This is a genomic window from Massilia sp. YIM B02443 (assembly GCF_030411955.1).
Classification (GTDB): Bacteria; Pseudomonadota; Gammaproteobacteria; order Burkholderiales; family Burkholderiaceae_D; genus Telluria.
On record NZ_JASNRA010000012.1, the window covers coordinates 95,539 to 114,831 of the forward strand.

Annotated in this window: 10 protein-coding genes; 5 read left to right on the top strand and 5 right to left on the bottom strand. The window is 67.4% G+C overall.

The annotated features are described in order from the left end of the window. Window positions 1–10: 10 nt before the first annotated feature. From QPK27_RS13960 to QPK27_RS13980, 5 genes are all read right to left on the bottom strand, one after another. A complete protein-coding gene (locus QPK27_RS13960; RefSeq protein ID WP_290418854.1) occupies window positions 11–5,308 on the bottom strand; it encodes a HAMP domain-containing protein in 5,298 nt (1,765 codons plus the stop codon). Next, window positions 5,305–7,596, bottom strand: a complete 2,292-nt coding sequence (locus QPK27_RS13965; RefSeq protein ID WP_290418855.1) for an EAL domain-containing protein — start codon at window positions 7,594–7,596, stop codon at window positions 5,305–5,307. The genes QPK27_RS13960 and QPK27_RS13965 overlap by 4 nt, the downstream gene beginning before the upstream one ends. Before the next feature lie 214 nt (window positions 7,597–7,810). Further along, window positions 7,811–7,987, bottom strand: coding sequence for a hypothetical protein (locus QPK27_RS13970; protein WP_290418856.1), 177 nt, complete (start codon window positions 7,985–7,987; stop codon window positions 7,811–7,813). Continuing rightward, the gene (locus QPK27_RS13975; protein ID WP_290418857.1) at window positions 7,987–9,417 is read right to left on the bottom strand and encodes a PD-(D/E)XK nuclease family protein; all 1,431 of its coding nucleotides are present in this window, start codon (window positions 9,415–9,417) and stop codon (window positions 7,987–7,989) included. The genes QPK27_RS13970 and QPK27_RS13975 overlap by 1 nt, the downstream gene beginning before the upstream one ends. Window positions 9,418–9,434: 17 nt before the next feature. After that, the gene (locus QPK27_RS13980) at window positions 9,435–10,928 is read right to left on the bottom strand and encodes a DUF2779 domain-containing protein (RefSeq protein WP_290418858.1); all 1,494 of its coding nucleotides are present in this window, start codon (window positions 10,926–10,928) and stop codon (window positions 9,435–9,437) included. Between the two features lie 238 nt (window positions 10,929–11,166). On the opposite strand from QPK27_RS13980, the gene QPK27_RS13985 reads away from it, so the two are divergent. The 5 genes from QPK27_RS13985 to QPK27_RS14005 are packed head-to-tail and all read left to right on the top strand — an operon-like array spanning window position 11,167 to window position 19,181. Further along, window positions 11,167–13,062 (top strand): type VI secretion system Vgr family protein, encoded by a 1,896-nt coding sequence (locus QPK27_RS13985; RefSeq protein ID WP_290418859.1) that lies wholly within the window; start codon window positions 11,167–11,169, stop codon window positions 13,060–13,062. 23 nt (window positions 13,063–13,085) lie between these two features. Continuing rightward, window positions 13,086–13,556, top strand: a complete 471-nt coding sequence (locus QPK27_RS13990) for a DUF1795 domain-containing protein (protein WP_290418860.1) — start codon at window positions 13,086–13,088, stop codon at window positions 13,554–13,556. An 8-nt stretch (window positions 13,557–13,564) separates the two neighbouring features. Beyond that, the gene (locus QPK27_RS13995) at window positions 13,565–17,815 is read left to right on the top strand and encodes an RHS repeat-associated core domain-containing protein (protein ID WP_290418861.1); all 4,251 of its coding nucleotides are present in this window, start codon (window positions 13,565–13,567) and stop codon (window positions 17,813–17,815) included. A gap of 41 nt (window positions 17,816–17,856) precedes the next feature. After that, the gene (locus QPK27_RS14000; protein WP_290418862.1) at window positions 17,857–18,558 is read left to right on the top strand and encodes an Imm26 family immunity protein; all 702 of its coding nucleotides are present in this window, start codon (window positions 17,857–17,859) and stop codon (window positions 18,556–18,558) included. Between the two features lie 35 nt (window positions 18,559–18,593). Then, window positions 18,594–19,181, top strand: coding sequence for an Imm26 family immunity protein (locus QPK27_RS14005; protein WP_290418863.1), 588 nt, complete (start codon window positions 18,594–18,596; stop codon window positions 19,179–19,181). Window positions 19,182–19,293 lie beyond the last annotated feature (112 nt).

Here is a 19,293-nt window from a genome sequence, read left to right on the forward strand (position 1 = left end):
ATAACGACAGCTACGCGGTCGGCTGCTCCGCCAGCCACGCCGCCAGCTGCGCCAGCAGCTGCGCCGTGTCGACCGGCTTCGAGGCATAGTCCGAGGCGCCGGCCGCCAGGCACCTGGCGCGGTCTTCCAGCATCGCCTTGGCGGTCAGCGCGATGATCGGCAGCCGCGAGAAGCGGGCGTCGGCGCGGATCCGGCGCGTGGTTTCGTAGCCGTCCAGGTCGGGCATCATGATGTCCATCAGCACCGCGTCGATGCCCGCATGGGTGTCGAGCTGGCGCAGCGCTTCTTCGCCCGATTCGACCGCGTTGACGGACATGCCGGCGTCTTCCAGCAGCCCGGTCAGGGCGAACAGGTTGCGCACGTCGTCGTCGACGATCAGCACGCACTTGCCCTTCAGGACCCCGGCCGGCGGGGCCGGGCCGGCCGCGCCCAGCGTGCGCGGGGAGGGCGCGCCGGCTCCTTTCTTGATCCGTTCCAGGAACATCGATACCGCCGCGGTCTTCTCTTCCAGCGACTGGCCGTCGTGGCGCAGCACCTGGGCGTCGAGTCGCGCCACCTGCTCCAGCATGGCGGCGCTCGGCGCGTGCTCGGCATACAGGATCGCCGGCAGCTGCGCCAGCGCCGGATTGCCGCGGATGGTGCGTAGCAGTTCCAGGCCTTCGTCGCCGGGCGGCTCGAGCTCGATCACGATGCCCTGGTAGCTGCGCCGCTCCAGGGCGCCGAGCGCTTCGGCGGCGCTGGACACGACGTCGAACACGCGGTCGGGGCCGGCCAGCGCGCGCTCGATCGCCGGGCGCCGGGCCGGGTTGTCGGTCACCAGCAGCACTCGCAGCGGCGGCACCAGGCGCGCGGTCATCTCGGCGAACACCTGGGCCAGGGTGTCCAGGTCGGCCGGCTTGGTGGTGAAGCTGGCCACACCGTGGCGGCCGTCGCGTCCCGGGCGGTCGCGCACCGAGATCACGTGGATGGGAATCGCGCGCGTCACCGGATCGCTGCGCAGGCTGTCGGCCACGTTCCAGCCGTCGGTGTCGGGCAGCTCGAGGTCGAGCGTGATCGCGTCCGGCCGGTTGCGCTGGGCCAGCAGGAAGCCTTGCTCGCCGCCGGTGGCGACCAGGGTGTCGAAGCCGCGCTCGTGCGCCATGTCCTGCAGCGTGCGCGCGAATACCAGGTCGTCTTCGATGATCAGGAGCAGGGGCGCGTTCTGGCGCGCGGCAGCGGGCGCCGCCGGTTCGGGTTCCGCCTCGTGGCGCTGCGCCGGTTCGGCGCCGCCGCGGTCCTTGCCGGCCGGCGGCGCCTGCTCCATCGCCGGCGCATGCGCGCGCAGTCCCGGCATCTGCTGCGGCAGGTAGAAGGTAAACGTGCTGCCCACGCCTTCCTCGCTGTCCACACTCAGTTCCCCGTCCAGCAGGCGCGCGATCTCGCGGCTGATCGCCAGGCCGAGCCCGGTGCCGCCGTAGCGGCGCGAGGTGCTGGCGTCGGCCTGCTGGAAGGCTTCGAAGATCATCTGGCGCTTGTCGCGCGCGATGCCGATGCCGGTGTCGGTAACGCTGAAGGCAATCACGCGCGGCGCATGCTCCAGGCCCGGCTGGTCGATCTTCCAGCCGCTGCCGGCAATGCGCGCCGCCAGCGTCACGCTGCCGCGGCTGGTGAATTTGAGTGCGTTGGACAGCAGGTTGGTCAGGAGCTGCTTGACGCGCTGGACGTCGGTGCGCAGCAGCGGCGGCAGGTCGGGCGCCAGGTCGACCGTGAATGCCAGCCCCTTGGCCTCGAACTGGCCGCGCATGCTTTTCTCGAGCTCGCGCGCCAGCGCCGCCGGCGCGATGTCGGTGATGTCGAGCGAGATGCTGCCCGCCTCGATCTTGGACAGGTCGAGGATGTCGTTGATGACGTGCAGCAGGTCGCGCCCGGAGCCGTACATCACCTTCACCATCTCGATCTGCTTCTCGTTCAGGTTGTGCTCGCGGTTCTGGCGCAGCTGCTCGGCCAGCAGCAGCAGGCTGTTCAGGGGCGAGCGCAGCTCGTGCGACATATTCGCCAGAAACTCGGACTTGTAGCGCGAGGTCAGCGACAGCTGCTCGGCCTTCTCCTGCAGGTTCTTGCGCGCTTCTTCGATCTGGCGGTTCTTGGCCTCGACTTCGGCGTTCTGGTCGGCCAGCTGGTGCGCCTTGCGTTCCAGCTCGGCGTTGATCTCCTGCAGCTCGCTCTGTTGCGACTTGTATTCGCCTTCCAGCTTCTGGGCCTGCTGGCGCAGCAGCATCTCGGTGCCGGACGCGGTCTCGATCGAATTGAACACGATGCCCAGCGCGTCCGACAGCTGGTCCAGCAGGTTCAGGTGGATCGCCTGGAACGGCTCCAGCGCCGCCAGTTCGATCACGGCCTTGACGTGGCCCTCGAACAGGATCGGCAGCAGCACGATGTTGCGCGGGCTGGTCTGGCCCAGGCCGGAGACGATCTGGATGTAGTCTTCCGGCAAGTTCTTCACCAGCAGGCGCTGCTTCTCGAACGCGGCCTGGCCGACCAGTCCTTCGCCGACGTGCCATTCCTTGGAGAGGTTCTTGCGCTCCTGGTAGCCGTAGCTGGCGCTCAGGGTCAGCACCGGCTGCGCGTTCGGCGTCGTGGTCAGCCCCGAGCGGCCATGACGCGGCAGCTGCATCAGGTACAGCACCGCATGCTGCGCCCCCACCAGCGGCGCCAGTTCCGACAGCAGCAGGCGGGATACCGTCATGATGTCGCGCTGGCCTTGCAGCATGCGGTTCAGGCGCGCCAGGTTGGTCTTCAGCCAGTCCTGCTCGGTGTTGCGCTCGGTGGTCTGCTTGAGGTTGCGGATCATCTGGTTGACGTTGTCCTTCAGGTCGGCCACCTCGCCGCGCGCCTCGACCGCGATCGAACGTCCCAGGTCGCCCTTGGTGACGGCGGTCGCGACTTCGCCGATGGCGCGCACCTGGGTCGACAGGTTGGCCGCCAGCTGGTTGACGTTGTCGACCAGGTCGCGCCAGCTGCCGGCCGCGCCAGGCACCGTGGCCTGGCCGCCCAGCCGGCCCTCGACCCCGACCTCGCGCGCCACCCGAGTCACCTGGTCGCTGAAGGTGGCCAGGGTGTCGACCATGTCGTTGATGGTGTCGGCCAGCGCCGCCACCTCGCCCTTGGCCGGCACCACCATTTTCTGCTTCAGGTTGCCCTGGGCGACCCCGGTCACCACCTTGGCCATGCCGCGCACCTGGTCGGTCAGGTTGGCCGCCATCAGGTTGACGCTGTCGGTCAGTTCCTTCCACACGCCCGACACGCCTTTCACCTGGGCCTGGCCGCCGAGTTTGCCCTCGAGGCCGACCTCGCGCGCCACGCGCGTGACCTCGCCGCCGAAGGCATTGAGCTGGTCGACCATGATGTTGACGGTATTTTTCAGTTCCAGGATCTCGCCGCGCACGTCGACCGTGATCTTGCGCGACAGGTCGCCGTTGGCCACCGCGGTGGTGACGGCGGCGATGTTGCGCACCTGGCCGGTGAGGTTGCTGGCCATCAGGTTAACGTTGTCGGTCAGGTCTTTCCACACCCCGGCCACCGCCGGCACGTAGGCCTGGCCGCCCAGCCGGCCTTCGGTGCCGACCTCGCGCGCCACGCGCGTGACTTCGCCGGCGAAGCCGCGCAGCTGGTCGACCATGGTGTTGATGGTCTGTTTCAGCTGCAGCACCTCGCCGCGCACGTCGACCGTGATGGTCTTGGACAGGTCGCCATTCGCCACCGCGGTGGTGACGGCGGCGATGCTGCGCACCTGGCCGGTGAGGTTGCTGGCCATCAGGTTGACGCTGTCGGTCAGGTTCTTCCATACCCCCGAGGCGCCCGCGACCTCGGCCTGGCCGCCCAGGCGGCCTTCGGTGCCGACTTCCACCGCCACCCGCGTGACCTCGCCCGAAAAACTTTTCAGCTGCTCGACCATCACGTTGATCACGTCCTTGATCTGCAGGATCTCGCCCTGCGCCTCGACCGTGATCTTGCGTCCCAGGTCGCCATCGGCGATCGCGGTGGCCACCTTCGACACGTCGCGCAGCTGCACGGTCAGGTTGCCGGCCATGGCGTTGACGCTGTCGGTCAGGTCCTTCCACACGCCGGACACGTCCTTCACCTGGGCCTGGCCGCCGAGCTTGCCTTCGGTGCCGACCTCGCGCGCCATGCGCGTGACTTCACTGCAGAAGGCGTTCAATTGGTCGACCATGATGTTGACGGTGTTCTTGAGCTCCAGCACCTCGCCCTTGGCGTCGGCCGTGATCTTGCGCGACAGGTCGCCCCTGGCCACGGCGGTGGTGACTTCGGCAATGTTGCGCACCTGGCCGGTGACGTTGCTGGCCATGGCGTTGACGCTGTCGGTCAGGTCCTTCCACACCCCGCCCACGTCCTTGACCTCGGCCTGGCCGCCGAGCTTGCCCTCGAGGCCGACCTCACGCGCTACCCGGGTAACTTCGCCGGCGAAGCTGTTGAGCTGGTCGACCATGATGTTGATGGTGTCCTTCAGCGCCAGCAGCTCGCCGCGCACGCCCACCGTGATCTGGCGCGACAGGTCGCCGCGCGCCACGGCGGTGGTGACTTCGGCGATGTTGCGCACCTGGTCGGTGAGGTTGCCGGCCATCAGGTTGACGTTGTCGGTCAGGTCTTTCCAGACCCCGGCCACGCCGCGCACGTCGGCCTGGCTGCCGAGTTTGCCCTCGGTGCCGACTTCGCGCGCCACCCGCGACACCTCGCTCGCGAAGCTGTTGAGCTGGTCGAGCATGGTGTTGATGGTGTTGGCATTGTTCAGGAATTCGCCGTGCAGCGGGCGGCCTTCGTTGTCGAGCAGCATCTTTTCGGTGAGCACGCCGCGCGCCACCGCGCCGATCACGCGCCCCACCTCGCGCACCGGCTGCACCAGGTTGTCGATCATCGAGTTGATGGCGTCGACCTCGTCGCCCCAGGCGCCGTCGGTCTTGTCGAGCTGCATGCGCTGGCCGAGGCGGCCCTCGAGGCCGACCGCCACCGAGACCCGCTCGACCGCGCCCGCCAGCTTGCCGTGGGTGGCGACGATGTCATTGACGGCGTCGGCGATCTTGCCGTCGATGCCGGGCCAGTCGTACGGCAGGCGCACGCTGAAGTCGCCCGCCCGCAGCGCCATCAGCGCCTGCAGCAGCAGTGCGCGCGAGGCGAGGTCGGCGCCAGCGCCATCTGCCGTGCCGACATGGGCGCCGGCACGCCGTTCGTGCGCCGACCCGTCGAACACCCGCCGCCCCGGCGCGCGGCGCGCCCGGACCCGGCGTTCGGGAGCCGCCTGCTCGGATGTCATGGCCGAATCTCTGTGGGTGGCATGGCGGTCGTGCCGGGGCCGATGCAGAAGGGACCGCGCCGCAACAGGCCGACCGCGTCTTCGTTCGACACCGCCGCGCTGAAATAATTTCCCTGCAATTCGTCGCAGCCGTGTTCGACCAGAAAGGCGACCTGGGCCTCGGTTTCCACGCCCTCGGCGATCACGGTCAGGTCCAGCACGTGGGCCAGGCTGATGATGGCCAGCACGATCGCGGCGTCGCTGGAATCGGTGGCGATGTCGCGCACGAACGAGGCGTCGATTTTGAGCTTGTCGATCGGGAAGCGCTTGAGGTAGGCCAGCGACGAGTAGCCGGTGCCGAAGTCGTCGATCGCGATCGTCATGCCGAGCTGGTGGATCTGGTGCAGGGTCGCGATCGCCTGCGCCGGGTTGCTCATCACCCCCGATTCGGTCAGCTCGACTTCCAGCATGGCCGGGCGCACGTGGGCCAGGTCGACCGCCGCGCCCAGGCTGCGCGCCACGTCCGCGCGCCGGAACTGCAGCGCCGAGACGTTGACCGCGATTGGCACGTCGCCGAAGCCCAGCCCGGCCCAGCGCCCCAGCTCGGATGCGACTTCGCCGATGGCCCAGCTGCCGATCGGGTCGATGCGCCCGGTCTCCTCGGCCACCGGGATGAACAGGCTGGGCGGGATCGGCGCGGCGCCGGCCTGTGGCCAGCGGATCAGCGCCTCGAAGCCGACGATGGCGCCGCTGGCGGCGGCCACCTTGGGCTGGTAGTGCATCACGAATTCGCCGGCGCGGATCGCGCGCTGCAGGGCGTTGCCGAGCGCCAGCCGGCGGCTTGCCGCTTCCTGCATGTGGCGGGTGAAGAAGCAGTAGTGGGCGCCGCCGTCGCGCTTGGCATGGTACATGGCGATGTCGGCGTTGCGCAGCAGGGTGTCGGGATCGGCGCCGTCGCCGGGGAAGATCGCCATCCCGATGCTGGGCATCACATGCAGCTCGCTGCCCTCGATCTGGCACGCCTCGGACACGGTGGCGATGATCTTCTCGGCCACCAGGGCGGCGTCGGCCAGCTGCTGCAATTCCACCAGCATCACCACGAATTCGTCGCCGCCGACCCGGGCCACGGTGTCGCCTTCGCGCACGCAGGCGGCGAGGCGCTCGGCGACCACCTGCAGCAGGCGGTCGCCGGCGGCGTGGCCGAGCGAATCGTTGATTTCTTTAAAGTGATCCAGATCCATGAACAGCACCGCCACCCGCGCGTGGGCGCGTTCGCGGTGCGCGGTGGCCTGGCTCAGGCGGTCGAGCAGCAGCAGGCGGTTGGGCAGGCCGGTCAGGCTGTCGTGGAAGGACTGGTGCAGCACGTAGGCTTCCATCTCCTTGCGCTCGGTGATGTCGCGCGAGATCAGCACCAGCTGCGCCACTGCGCCGTCGTCCGCGCGGATCAGGCTGGCGTCCGACTCGAAGTGGCGTTCGCTACGCCCCAGCACCCGGTATTGCAGGCGCCAGTGCGCTGCGTCGGGCGGCGGATGCGCGAGCAGGGTGCGCAGGCGTTCGCGGTCGGCCGGATGCACGATCTCGAAGTAGGGCGCGCCCGGGGTGCAGGCGGCGCCGAATTCGGCGCGGTAGCTGGGGCTGGTGTACAGCCAGGCGCCGGCGGCGTCGAGCAGGGCCACGTAGTCGCCGGCGTGGTCGAGGATCAGGCGCTCGATGCCTTCGCCCTGGACCGCCGGCGGGCCGCCGCGCTCTACCGGGGGCGCCGCGGCAACCGCGTCCGGGGGGTGGTCGGCCGGCGCCGGTGGCGGGCGCGGCGCCGGCACGACCGCGTGCCGCATGCCGTCCATGGCCGTGGCGCCGTCCGCCTGCGCATCGCCCTGCGGCGCGTGACGGCCGCCGGCCGCGTCGATATAGGCCTGGACCTTGGCCTTGAGCACCTCGGGCGCGACCGGCATGAACAGGTATTCGCTGGCGCCGGCCTCGAAGCCGTGCGTCCGGTCCAGGTCGCTCGCGCGGTGCGAGGTCAGGAACACGATCGGGGTGTCGCGCGAACGCGGGCGGGCGCGCACCAGACGCGCGGTTTCAAAGCCATCCAGGCCGGCCATCTTGACGTCCATCAGGATCAGGCAGAAGTCCTGCTTCAGCAGGCGCAGCAGGGCTTGCTCGCCGGAGCCGGCGGTAACGATGGCGGCGTCCAGGTCGCCCAGCACGGTGCGCAGCGCGAACAGGGCGCCCGGGTCGTCGTTGACCAGCAAGACGGCTGTTTCGGCCTGGCGCGCGGAGGGCGCCAGGATCGGTTGGGACAAGGTCATGGCGGGTCCTCCGCGGGGCGCCCGGCGTGCTGCCTGTGTGTTTGGCGTGCAATCTTGTGGCGACACGCCGCCCCTTCGCCGGATTTGGAACCGGGCGCCGGGCAGAAGTGTACGAAGTGGGCTGGCATCGGAATCGGCTGACGAATGCCGAAAAATTGTACTCCTCCCGGCGCCGATGTTCGATCGCGCGCACCCTTGCCGCCAGGCGCGGTCGTCAGCCGGCGGGCGGCGGCGCCTCGCCGTCCTCGCCCGTAACCGAGCCCGGCCAGTCGATGAAGGCGTCGATCGTCATCGGCGCGCCGGGCGTCGCTTCCGAGTCGCGGAGGCGCTGCACCAGCGCCCCGTTGCGCAGGATGGCGGCGCCGGTGGCGCCGGCCGGGCCGATGTCCATCACGCTTGCGGCTGCGCCATGATCTTCCCGAGCAGGGCGGTGTGCTCGGTCACGGCTTTCCAGAACGCCCCGATCTTGTCGTCGGCGCCGGCGCTGAGCGCGTGGCTGCCGTCGTCCAGCTGCCAGGCAAGCTTCTCGCTGTACAGCTTCAGGCTGCTGCCGGTGGCTTCCAGGAACACGCCCAGGTGGGTCGGGCTCGGCTTGAGCGATCGTGTGCCGTGCGCCTGCTGCTGCGCCAGCAAGCCCTCGACCAGGCGCACCTGCAGCGCATGCTCGGCCACTTTCGGCAGCAGCAGCTTGATCTCGATGTCCTGGTAACTGTTGCGGTAGGCGACGTGATAGAACATCAGCGCGTGCAGCGGCGCCCGGTTGTCGTCGACGTCGACCTGCCAGTCCATCCACGCCGCGGGCACGAAGCGGAAGGTGGCGCGCTTGCCGCCGTCACCGTCCAGACGCTGCAGCGGCATGTCGCTTGCCGTGCCGAGGCGCTCGAGGACGGCGGCGGCGAAGCCCGCTTCGGGCGAGCGCATGCGGCCGATCAGGAGGTCGAACAGCTGGCGATGCGGCCAGTAGCAGCGCGCCCAGTCCGGCAGGTCGAGCCAGGGCAGGATCGGCGCGTTGGCGTCCTCGCGCCGGCGCAGCCGGTCCCTGAGCGCGGCCAGCGGCGCGAAGTACGCATCGGCCAGCGCCTGCACCGTGCCGGCGGCGCCGAAGGCGGTGTCGTCGAGGCGCTCGAGCAGGTGCAGGTAGCGTTGCAGGAATTCGCACAGGGCGCGCTCGCCGGGCGCGCACCCATCCAGCGCCTGGTCCAGAGACGCACCGTAGCGTTGTTCCAGCGCGGCGCGCAGCGCGGTGGCGACCTGGGCGCCCCACTGGATGCCGCTCCAGCCGGGGTTGGCGTCGATCACGTCCTGGTCGGGCTGGACGGTCAGGTACAGGCGGCGCACCGGCTTGGCGTCGCCGAAGCGGCGCTCGAGGTAGCGGCTGTAGTCGAGCAGCTGGTCCTGGCCTTCGCGGCTGTCGATCTTGGCCTCGATCGCGACCGCCCACCCCGCGCTTTCGATCAGCACGTCGAGTTCGCCGGTCTTGCGTGCGGCCGTTCCGCTGTCGCCTTCTTCATCGGCACCGGCGGTCACCGGCGCATGCAGCGCGCCGCCGCCCAGGCGCAGCTCGGCCTGCACGGCGACGGGGCCGGCCGCCAGACCGGCGCCGCAGGTCTGTTCCAGGAAGCGGCGCAGGAAGCCGTCGCCCAGGCCGTGAGTCTGTTCCGGGTCGAGCAGCCAGGCCAGCGTGGTGGTGTGGCGCAGTTCGTAGCGCTCGACTCTCAGCACCTTGAACGGATCGAACTGGCGCATGCGCGCATCCAGTTGCTGGAAGTCGGGTTCGGCGCACAGGCGCAGCAGGTGCTGGTGCAGGTCGGTTTCTTGCATGGAAATCCTCGGTTGTCTTATTCGGCGCCGGCCAGGAAGCGCCACAGGCGCACCATCGCCAGCGTGTCCAGGTGGCAGTAGTCGAGCAGCTGGCGCTCGATGTCGCGCCTGCGTTCGGGCGTGGTGGCGCCGTCCAGCGCCTCCAGGAAAGCTTGCATCGCGCCGCCGCCATTCTGCACGCCGTCGAGCTGGTCGTAGCACAGGTCGGGCGCGATCGCCGGCAGCACGCGCTTGATGCTCCAGCTGCCTTGCTGGATCGGGTGGTAATAGCGGTTGCGCGCCACCGGCAGCAGGTCGACCACGCGCGCGTTGAGCGCCATCAGCGGCGCGGCGAGGGCAGGGAAGCGCTGCGCCAGTTCGGCGATGCGCGCGGTCTCGAAAGCGGCGTTGTAGACGAATACCGGTCCGGCGCCGTCGCAGGCGTCGAGCAGGGCGCCGGCGAAAGCCTGCGACGGGTCGTTGCCCGACAGGTCGAGGAAGGCGCGGTGGTCGAGAGTGCCCTGCGCGTCCATCCGGTGCACGCTGAACTGGAACGGGATCATCTGGAATGGACGGGTGCCCGGCCACACCGGTAGCGCCAGGTTGATGGTCTCGAAGTCGATGAACCAGGCCGGCAGCGTGTGGCGCGCAAGGTCGTTGCGGGCGCCGGCGGCGTCGAAGAACGGCTGGCCGGAGATCGTATGCTGCTTGACGCGCTGCTGGGTGGGATTGAGCAGGTGATCCGGCACGTCGCGCATGTCGCTGGCGCCGGCGGCGATGCACTCCTTGAGTTCGCGCTTGACCACGCGCGGCAGCCAGCTCACCGGGAACTCGGCCTGCGGCGCGTCGGCATGGCAATGCTGCATGAAGCCGCAATCGTAGGGAGCGCTGCACTGCGCGCCCGGCGCGATGGCCGGTTCCGCCGGCAGGGCCGCTACCGCCTGCGCGCGCGCGATCCAGTCCTGCACTTCGTCGGCGCGCGCGAACGCGCTCGCGGTCAGGTCGTGTTCCGCCAGCAGGCCGCGGTAGTCGCCGCCGCCCGGGTACACCCAGTCGCTGTCGATGTGCGCCACCGCGATGGCGGCCAGCGGCACGCCAGCCTGGCGCGCGACGTAGGCCTGGATCGCGGCGTCGTCGCGCTGGTAGTCCTTGACCGAGGTCGAGGATTTCACTTCGACCATGCGCCAGCCGCCGTCGGCCAACGGCAGCAGCACGTCGGCAAAGGCCAGCGCGCCACCGGCGGCGAAGCCGGCTTCGAACACCGGCTGGCGCGCATCGAGCAGAACGCGGCTGCGCGCCAGCGCGGCGTCGAAGCCTTCGCTGTGCGGGTCGAGCAGGACGCCGGCGCCGTCGGGATCGTACAGGCTGCGCGCCACGCCGCCCACCTGGTGGCCGGTGGCGAAGGCGGCGTGGCTGGCGGCGTTGTCCTGGCGCAGCGCCGGTTGGTGGAGTTCGAGCCAGAGACGGCGTTCGCACTGGCGCAAGGCCATGAGCTTGGATTTGGAGAGACGTGGCGGCATGGTCCGGGTCATCTTGTTGTTCCAATAATTATAGTCAGGTGATTGTGCGATGGAAATGATTATTGAATCTTTGTAAGGCGACGTTGTTGTATGCGCTTCCGGCATCGCTCGTTCACACGGCTATTTTCTCCACGCAAGCGACAAGCGGCGTGGTGTGGTTTTTCAGTAAAGCTTGTTCTTCAGCTAATTCGATTTATGCGCGACGCCTAAGCTGACCGGCAGGGTCATCTGTTTTTTGCGGAGCCACGCCATGCGCGATGCCATATCCAGCCTGTTGCCTTCCGGCGTCCAACGCCAGCACAACCGTATCCTGCGGCTGGCCTTTCCACATGACGACGGGCCCGGCGCGGCGCTGCTGGTCAACGCCATCGAAGCGTCCGAAGGCCTGTCCCGTCCCTTCGTCTACACACTCGAGCTGCTGTCCGACGACGCCCACATCGAACTCAAGGCGCTGCAGGGCAAGCTGCTGTGCGTGGAACTGGTGCGCGCCGACGGCACGCTGCGCCACTTCAGCGGCCATGTGTTCCGCTTCGGCCTGACCAGGGTCGACGGCGGCCTGGCCTATTACCGGGCGGTGCTCGGTCCCTGGCTGGATTACCTTGGCCTGCGCAAGGACAACTACCTGTTCCACCACGCGACGCTGTACGACCAGACCCGCAGCATCATGGCCGACTACGGCGCGCTGGCCGACTGGGACTGGCGGGTAGCCGGCGCCGACCGCCCGATGACCGATGCCTGCCAGTTCGACGAAAGCGACCTGAATTACCTGGCGCGGCGCTGGGCCGCGGCCGGACTGTATTACTGGTTCGAGCACAGCGCGCGCGGTCACCGCCTGGTGCTGGCGGACGACTCCATCAGCGCCGCGCCGATCGACGGCGGCGCCGATGTGCCTTACCAGCGCCACGGCGGCGCGATCGAGGAAGACGGCATCGGCGACTGGTCGCCCAGCCGCGACCTGGTGCACGCCAGCGTCGCCGTCGCCAGCTACGACTTCAAGAGCGGCCGCCCGCTGCACACCTCGACCACCACCGTCAACCGCCAGGGCGAGGTGCCGGTCATCGAATCCTACGAATACACCGGCGCCCACGGCTTCGGCGACCTGGCCGGCGGCGACGCGCTGGCGCGCCTGCGCATGGAGGAAACCGAGGCGCGCGCCAAGGCGTTCGAAGGCGGCGGCAACAATCGTCACCTGATGCCGGGGCGCTGGTTCCGCCTCACCGGCCATTTCGACCGCGGCGCCGACGCCGAATTCCTGGTGGTCGAGTGCACGCACCGCGCCACCAACAACTACGGGGTGGGCGAGGAGCTGCCGAGCTACGGGAACCGCTTCACCTGCCTGCGGCGCAAGATTCCCTGGCGTCCGGGGCGCGGGTTTCACTGCCAGCAGACCCGCATCTACGGCATCCAGAGCGCCACCGTGGTCGGCCCGCGGGGCGAGGAAATCCATACCGACGCATTCGGGCGCGTACGGGTGCAGTTCCACTGGGACCGCGAAGGCGCGGGCGACGAGCGCAGCTCGGCCTGGATCCGCGTCGCCACCCCATGGGCCGGCGCGAACTTCGGCATGACGGCGATCCCGCGCATCGGCGCCGAGGTGCTGGTCGCCTTCATGGACGGCAACCCGGACCGGCCCGTGATCACCGGCATGGTCCCGAACGCGAACACGATGCCGCCGTGGACTCTGCCGGCCAACAAGACCCAGAGCGGCATGCTGTCGCGCTCCTCGCCTGGCGGCGGCTATGACAACGCCAACGCGATCCGCTTCGAGGACAAGCGCGGCGCCGAGCAGTTGTGGGCCCAGGCCGAGCGCAACCTCGACACGGTGGTCAAGGGCAGCGAGACCAGGTCGGTGGGCGGCGCGCGCACGGTGAGCGTGGGCGCGGCCAACGCCGAGAGCATCGGCGGCGACGCCACCTGCGATGTCGGCGGCGCCTGCAGCACCACGGTCAAGCGCGACATGACCGTCAACGTGACCGAAGGGCGCCAGGAGAGCACGGTGAAAGGCGACATCATGGTCACTTCACTCAGTGGCGAAGTGATGGTGACGTCGCCGCGCAAGCTCACCCTGAGCGTGGGCGGCAGCTCGATCACCATGACGCCGGACGAGATCACGATCGTCGCCGGCAAGATTTTCCTGAACCCTTGAATCCAACTCAGGAGGAGCCTTTCATGAGCCAGCAGCCGCGATCGACCGGCCAGCCCGCGCGCATCGTCATGCACGAGGGCAGCGTATGCCTGCCGCCCGGTTTCGAGGACCGCAGCGCCAACCTGTTCGTGCCGCGCGATCCGCGCAGCCAGCCCAACCTGAGCGTGGCGCGCGACTGGCTCGGCCCGGACGAAACGCTGCCGGCTTATGTCGAACGCCAGCTTGCCATGCTCGGGGCGCGCCTGCCCGGTCACCGGCTGCTGGCGCGCCGCGATGAACGCCTGGGCCAACCCGCGCCGGCACTGGCGGGTGAGCGTATCGACGCCCAGTACAGGAGCGGCGCGCAGCCGGTGCGCCAGAGACAGGCAGTGTTCGAAATCGGCGCCGGGCGGCTGCTGGTGTTCAGCGCATCCACGCCAGGCGCGTTCGACGAGGCGTTCGATGCACTGTGGCGCGCCTGGCTCGACAGCTTCGAGCCGGCGGCCCTGGCCTGACGCGCGCCATGTTCGAAGCCGCCCGCCTGACCGACCCGATCGCGCATACCTGCGCGCTCGAGGGCTTCCTGGTCGGCGCCGTGATCGGCATCGCGCTGATCGCCGCCGTCGCCTTTGCCACCTTTACCTGCGGCTTCGGCGTGGCGCTGCTGGCCGGCCTGGCAGCCGGCATCGGCGCCACCGCCATCCTTGGCCTGGGAGAGGCGATCGGCAGGTTGTTCTCGCAGCGCGCCGGCGCCATCGCCAGCGCCTCGCCCGACGTCTTCACCAACGGCCGCGGCGCCGCCCGCACCACCGCCAGCGGCGTCGCCTGCGACAAGCACAACCCGCTGCCGCTGGTGGCCGAAGGTTCGGGCTCGGTATTCATCAACGGCTTGCCGGCGGCGCGCAAGGGCGACGCCATCACCTGCGGCGCCAAGGTCGACGACGGCTCGGCCAACGTTTTCATCGGCGGTGGGCGGGTCGGCTACCTGCCGGTGGAGGACGAGGTGCCGGCGTGGCTGCGCTCCGCGGTGGGCTGGGCCTTCGCCCTGGCCGGGCTGGTCGGCGGCCTGGCGGGGCTGGTCAAGGCGGCCGGCGGCCTGTCGAAGGCGGTCGTGCCGTGCGCGGTCAAGTTCACCGGCGGCTTCATGATCGGCGAGGCGGTCGGCCATTACGTGGCCACGCCGGTGGTCACGCGCGTGATGGGCGGCCTGTTCGGGCGGCCGGTGGATGTCGCCACCGGCCGCAAGGTCTTGCTGGCGCAGGACGAAATCGACGCCGTGGTGCCGGGCCCGATGCCGCTGCCGGTGGCGCGCTTCTACGCAAGCGACCTCGCCACCGAAGGCAGCCTGGGTAGGGGCTGGGTGCTGCCGTGGGAACTGCGGCTGCAGGCGCGTGACGGCCAATTGTGGCTATCCGACGCGCAGGGGCGCGAAACCGGCTTTCCAATCGTGCCGCCGGGGCATACGCTGTACAGCGAAGCCGAGCAGCGCTACCTGGCCTGTACCCAGGACGGCCGCTACATCATGGTCGACTTGAACGAGCGCTATCACGACTTCGGCCGCATCGACGTGGCGGCGGGTGAGACCGGCCGGCTGCTGCGCATCGAGGACCGCTGCGGGCAGTGGCAGGCATTTACCCGCGACGACGAGGGCAGGGTGCGTGCGATCGCCTGCAGCGGCGGGGTACAGCTGCGGCTCGACTACAACACCGCGGCGCCAGCGCGCCTGACTGGCATCGAGCGCGTCGACGCCGGCCCGCGCACGCTGGTGCGCTACGAGTATGACGGCGGCGGGCAGCTGTGCGCCGTGAACGACGCCAGCGGCGTTCTTGCGCGGCGTTTTACATACGCCGACGGCCTGATGACCAGCCACACCAACGCATCAGGCCTGGTGTCGCACTATGCGTGGCGCGAGATCGGCGGGCGGCCGCGCGTGACCGCCTGCTGGTCGAGCGAGGGCGAGCGCGCCGAGTTCGACTACGACCTGGATGCGCGCCGCACCACGGTGCGCGATGAACTGGGACGGGTGGCGCAGTGGCATTACGACGCGGCGCTGCAGATCGTCGACTGCACCGACCTCGATGGCGGCGCCTATCGGCTGGCCTACAACGAGGCCGGGCAACCGACCCGCATCGACCTGCCGGGCGAGCGCAGTCTCTCCTTCGAGTACGACAGTGCGGGCCGTATCGTCGTGGAAATCGATCCGCTCGGCCGCCGCACCGGGACGCGCTACGACGGCAACAGCATGCGCATCGCCGAGCTGACGCTGCCGGGCGGCGCGAGCTGGCGTGCCGAGTACGATCACCTGGGACGGAGGCTGGCGACGTTCGATCCGCTCGGGCGCTGCGAGCGTCACGAATACGGCGCCGGCTTGAATCCATTGCCGTTGGCGCGGATCGACGCGCGCGGCGCTCGCCAGTCGATGGCCTGGAACGATTTCGGGCAGATGACCGCCTGCACCGACTGCTCGGGCAAGACCACCCGCTACGACTACGACGAGCACGGGCAACTCGCAGCGGTGACCGATGCGCTGGGCCGGAGCACGCGCTACGAGCGCCTGCCGACCGGAGAGCCGGTGAAGATCACGCTGCCGGATGGCAGCGCCGAGGGACGCAGCTACGATGCGGCCGGCCACTTGGTCGAACTGCGCTATCGCGAAGCGGTCAGCCGCTGGCGCCGCAATGCGCGCGGCCAGGTGCTGGAAGCGCTTGATCCGGCCGGGCGCCAGATCTGGTGCCGCTACGATCCGCAGGGCCGGCTGGTGGAACTGAAGGCCGGCCCCACGATCCGCTACACTTTCGAACATGATGCCGGCGACCGGCTGGCGCGCGAAGTGCGGCCGGATGGCGTGGAGCGGCTGCTGCGCTACGACGCCGCCGGCCGCCTGGCCGGCATCGAGACGCTCGGCGCTGGCGGCGCGCCAGCGCGCGAACGGCCGCGCCGCAGCACCTGCTTCGAGTACGACCAGCTGGGGCGACTGCTGGCGCGGTCGACGGCGACTGCAGTCACGGGCTACGCCTGGGACGAGGCCGATTGCCTGGCGGCGGCGCAGCGTACGCCGACCGCGGCGGGCATCGCGCTCGGGGTGACGGCCAGCAGCGTGACTTTCGACTATGACATCGCGGGCAGGCTGCTCGCCGAACACGGCGCCGAAGGCACGGTCGCCTATGAACAGGACGCGCTCGACAACATCACGGCTTTGCTTCTGCCGTACGGGCAGCGTGTCGACCTGCTGTCCTATGGCTCGGGCCACGTGCACCAGATCCGCATGGGCGAGCGCATCGTCTGCGACTTCGAGCGCGACGACCTGCACCGCGAAGTGCTGCGCACGCAGGGCAGGCTGACCCATCGCACCGGCTACGACGCGCTCGGACGGCGCAGCTGGCAGGCGGCCGGCGCCGATCCGGATGCGCTGGGACCGGGCGCCGGGCAATCGTGGCGCAGCTATCGCTACGACCGGATGGGAGAACTGGCGACCCAGGAAGATGGTGTCCGCGGGCGTATCGACAACCGCTACGATCCGGCCGGCCACCTGCTGCGCCAGACGCGCAACCTCGACGGCGGCGAAGAGCGCTTCGCATGGGACGCGGCCGGCAACCTGTTGGCCGGCGGTGCGGACAAGAGCGCAGGCCTGGTCGAAGGCAACCGGCTCAAGGTCTGGCGCGACATCCGCTTCGACTACGACCCGTGGGGCAACGTCAGCCACAGGCGCAAGGGTTCGCGCCTCGATCAGCGCTTCACGTTCGATGCGGACGACCGGCTGATCGCGGTCACGAGCGAAGACGTGCATGGGGTGACCGAATCGCGCTTCGACTACGATCCGATCGGACGCCGCATCGCCAGCCGCGAGACAAGGCGCGACACAGCGGGAACCAGCCGCAGCGCGTCCAGACGCTTCGTATGGCAAGGCATGCGCCTGGCGCAGGAGGTGCGCGCAGGCAGTGTCAGCAGCTACGTCTACAGTCCGGACCAGATGGTCGCGCCGCTGGCCCGGATCGACGCCGTATTCGACAGCGCGACGCCCGAGGCGAATTGCCACAAGGTGGCGCTTGCAGCGGCCATCTACCATTTCCAGACCGATGCGGCGGGAACGCCGCTCGAGTTGACCGACGAAGCAGGCGGTCTTGCGTGGGCCGGCAAATACACGGCGTGGGGCAAGGTCGAACAGAGCGAGGATGCGCTGCCGCACGAGCGCACCGGGCAGCCGCTGCGCTTCGCGGGGCAGTACGCGGACGATGCGACCGGGCTGCACTACAACACCTTCAGGTATTACGACCCGGATGTGGGAAGGTATATCAGCCAGGATCCGACCGGGTTGTCGGGTGGACTGAATCTGTATGCATATGTTCCGAATCCGGCCGGGTGGACCGATCCCTGGGGGTGGATATCGGAGCATGCGACTGGCTATTTTGTCTATGGTCTGTATGCGCCGGGAAGTACAACGCCCTATTACGTCGGCGTGACCGATGACATTCACCGGCGTGGGCTGGAGCATATCATGAGTGGAAGAAGGGTGGACGGCGTAAGAATCCGGACAATTGCCAGCAACGTTACCTACGGAACGGCACGCGGAATCGAGCAGGCACATATCGAATTTGCGGACACGAAAACTGGGGTCATAGGATCTGACCTGAAACAGGCGGTCACCTTCGAGCAACGCGGTAATAAGGTTGCTTCTTTCGATCATGCGAATACGACCAGGCCAGCGGCACGTCAAGCCTATTTCGAATCAGCTTATCGTAACGAAATGACGCGATTGAACGGCGGATGTGCCTAGATCAGGCAGATATCGATAACTATCGAGACAGGAGGCTACAAATGGGTTGGTGGAGTGCACCGGAAAATTCAGAAATCATGGTCGGCGACGCCGTATTGGACACGGTACGCCATTTTCTCAAAGACTTCACAGCCGAGTTCGAGGAAGACCTCTCAAGGAAGCCAACTTTGCAAGAGCTCGCGTACGCCCTGGGCCTTGCATTCAAAGTGAATGTTGATAACCAGATTGTTTCCGGTTTTGATGAGCTTGAGGTTAAAGAGGTGATCATCAAAACCGCAAAAAGAAAAAAAAGGCAGAAAGTTAGTCCGGGAGATATATTTGCATACCGGTTAGACGATAACCGTTTCGGCTTCGGTCGAATAGTCGCCAATGTTTCGATCGGAGCAATTGCGGAAATCTTCGACTTTTTTTCGAGTCAGCCTATCTTTGATCACAGCTGGGAAGAGAAATGGCTGATTCCTCCGGTGCCTATTGAGAGTTATCCCCTACTCGAAGTCGGCGCATTGGGCGATTGGCGTATCGTTGATCACCAGCCAGGCTATGTCCCAGACGAACGATTCCACGCTTTACGATATGTGTACGGCGCAGCGCCGTTTGCCCTGACCGTCACCGATATCTTCGAAAATAGCCGCCCGATTAGTGCCCAGGAAGCGGAAGGGTTGCCAGAGTTTTCGCCTTATGATGATTTCCGATTCAAGGAGCTCATAATGCAGCTTTGTCCGGTGGCAGCGGATAGTTTTTAGAAGATATGATTTTTACTTGCGATTGGAGAAGAACGATGGGTTGGTGGAACGCGCCGGAAAATCCTGAAATAATGGTAGGTGATGCCGTACTGGATACAGTGCGTCATTTTTTGCGCGACTTCAGCTCGGAATTTCAGGAAGATCTTTCCAGCAAGCCGACATTACAAGAACTCGGGTATGCGTTGAACTTGGCGTTCAAGGTGAACGTCGATAGTGATGTGGTCTCTGGTTTCGACGGATTGGAGGTGAAAGAGGTTCTCATTAAAACAGCGAAGCGAAAAAAAAGACAAAAGGTCATGCCAGGAGACGTCTTCGCCTACAAGCTGGATGATCGCCGCTATGGATTCGGTCGCATTATTGCCAAGGTGTCGATTGGCGCAATCGCTGAAATATTCGATCATTTCTCAAGCCAGCCTGTACTTGATCATGGTACTAAAAAAGAGTGGCTGATTCCACCGGTACCAATCGACTGCTATTCCCTGCTTGAAATAGGCGATATGGGAGATTGGCGCATCATCGAGCGTCAGCCCGGCTTCGTGCCAGGAGAGCATTTCCAGCTCGTTGAGATATGTATATGGAGTTCCGCCATATGCGCTCGTCGCTACGGACATTTTCGGAAATAATAGACCTATCGACGTTGCAGAAGCAAAGGGCTTGCCCGAGTATTCTGCATATAATGATTTCCGATTCAAAAAAATGATCCTTGCGCGTCTTGCCGAGAAAGGTCATACATCA

Bases quoted from the DNA above. Each gene is read 5' to 3' on its own strand.
- QPK27_RS13960 (WP_290418854.1), bottom strand. From the start codon at position 5,308: ATGACATCCGAGCAGGCGGCTCCCGAACGCCGGGTCCGGGCGCGCCGC.
- QPK27_RS13965 (WP_290418855.1), bottom strand. From the start codon at position 7,596: ATGACCTTGTCCCAACCGATCCTGGCGCCCTCCGCGCGCCAGGCCGAA.
- QPK27_RS13970 (WP_290418856.1), bottom strand. From the start codon at position 7,987: ATGGACATCGGCCCGGCCGGCGCCACCGGCGCCGCCATCCTGCGCAAC.
- QPK27_RS13975 (WP_290418857.1), bottom strand. From the start codon at position 9,417: ATGCAAGAAACCGACCTGCACCAGCACCTGCTGCGCCTGTGCGCCGAA.
- QPK27_RS13980 (WP_290418858.1), bottom strand. From the start codon at position 10,928: ATGACCCGGACCATGCCGCCACGTCTCTCCAAATCCAAGCTCATGGCC.
- QPK27_RS13985 (WP_290418859.1), top strand. From the start codon at position 11,167: ATGCGCGATGCCATATCCAGCCTGTTGCCTTCCGGCGTCCAACGCCAG.
- QPK27_RS13990 (WP_290418860.1), top strand. From the start codon at position 13,086: ATGAGCCAGCAGCCGCGATCGACCGGCCAGCCCGCGCGCATCGTCATG.
- QPK27_RS13995 (WP_290418861.1), top strand. From the start codon at position 13,565: ATGTTCGAAGCCGCCCGCCTGACCGACCCGATCGCGCATACCTGCGCG.
- QPK27_RS14000 (WP_290418862.1), top strand. From the start codon at position 17,857: ATGGGTTGGTGGAGTGCACCGGAAAATTCAGAAATCATGGTCGGCGAC.
- QPK27_RS14005 (WP_290418863.1), top strand. From the start codon at position 18,594: ATGGGTTGGTGGAACGCGCCGGAAAATCCTGAAATAATGGTAGGTGAT.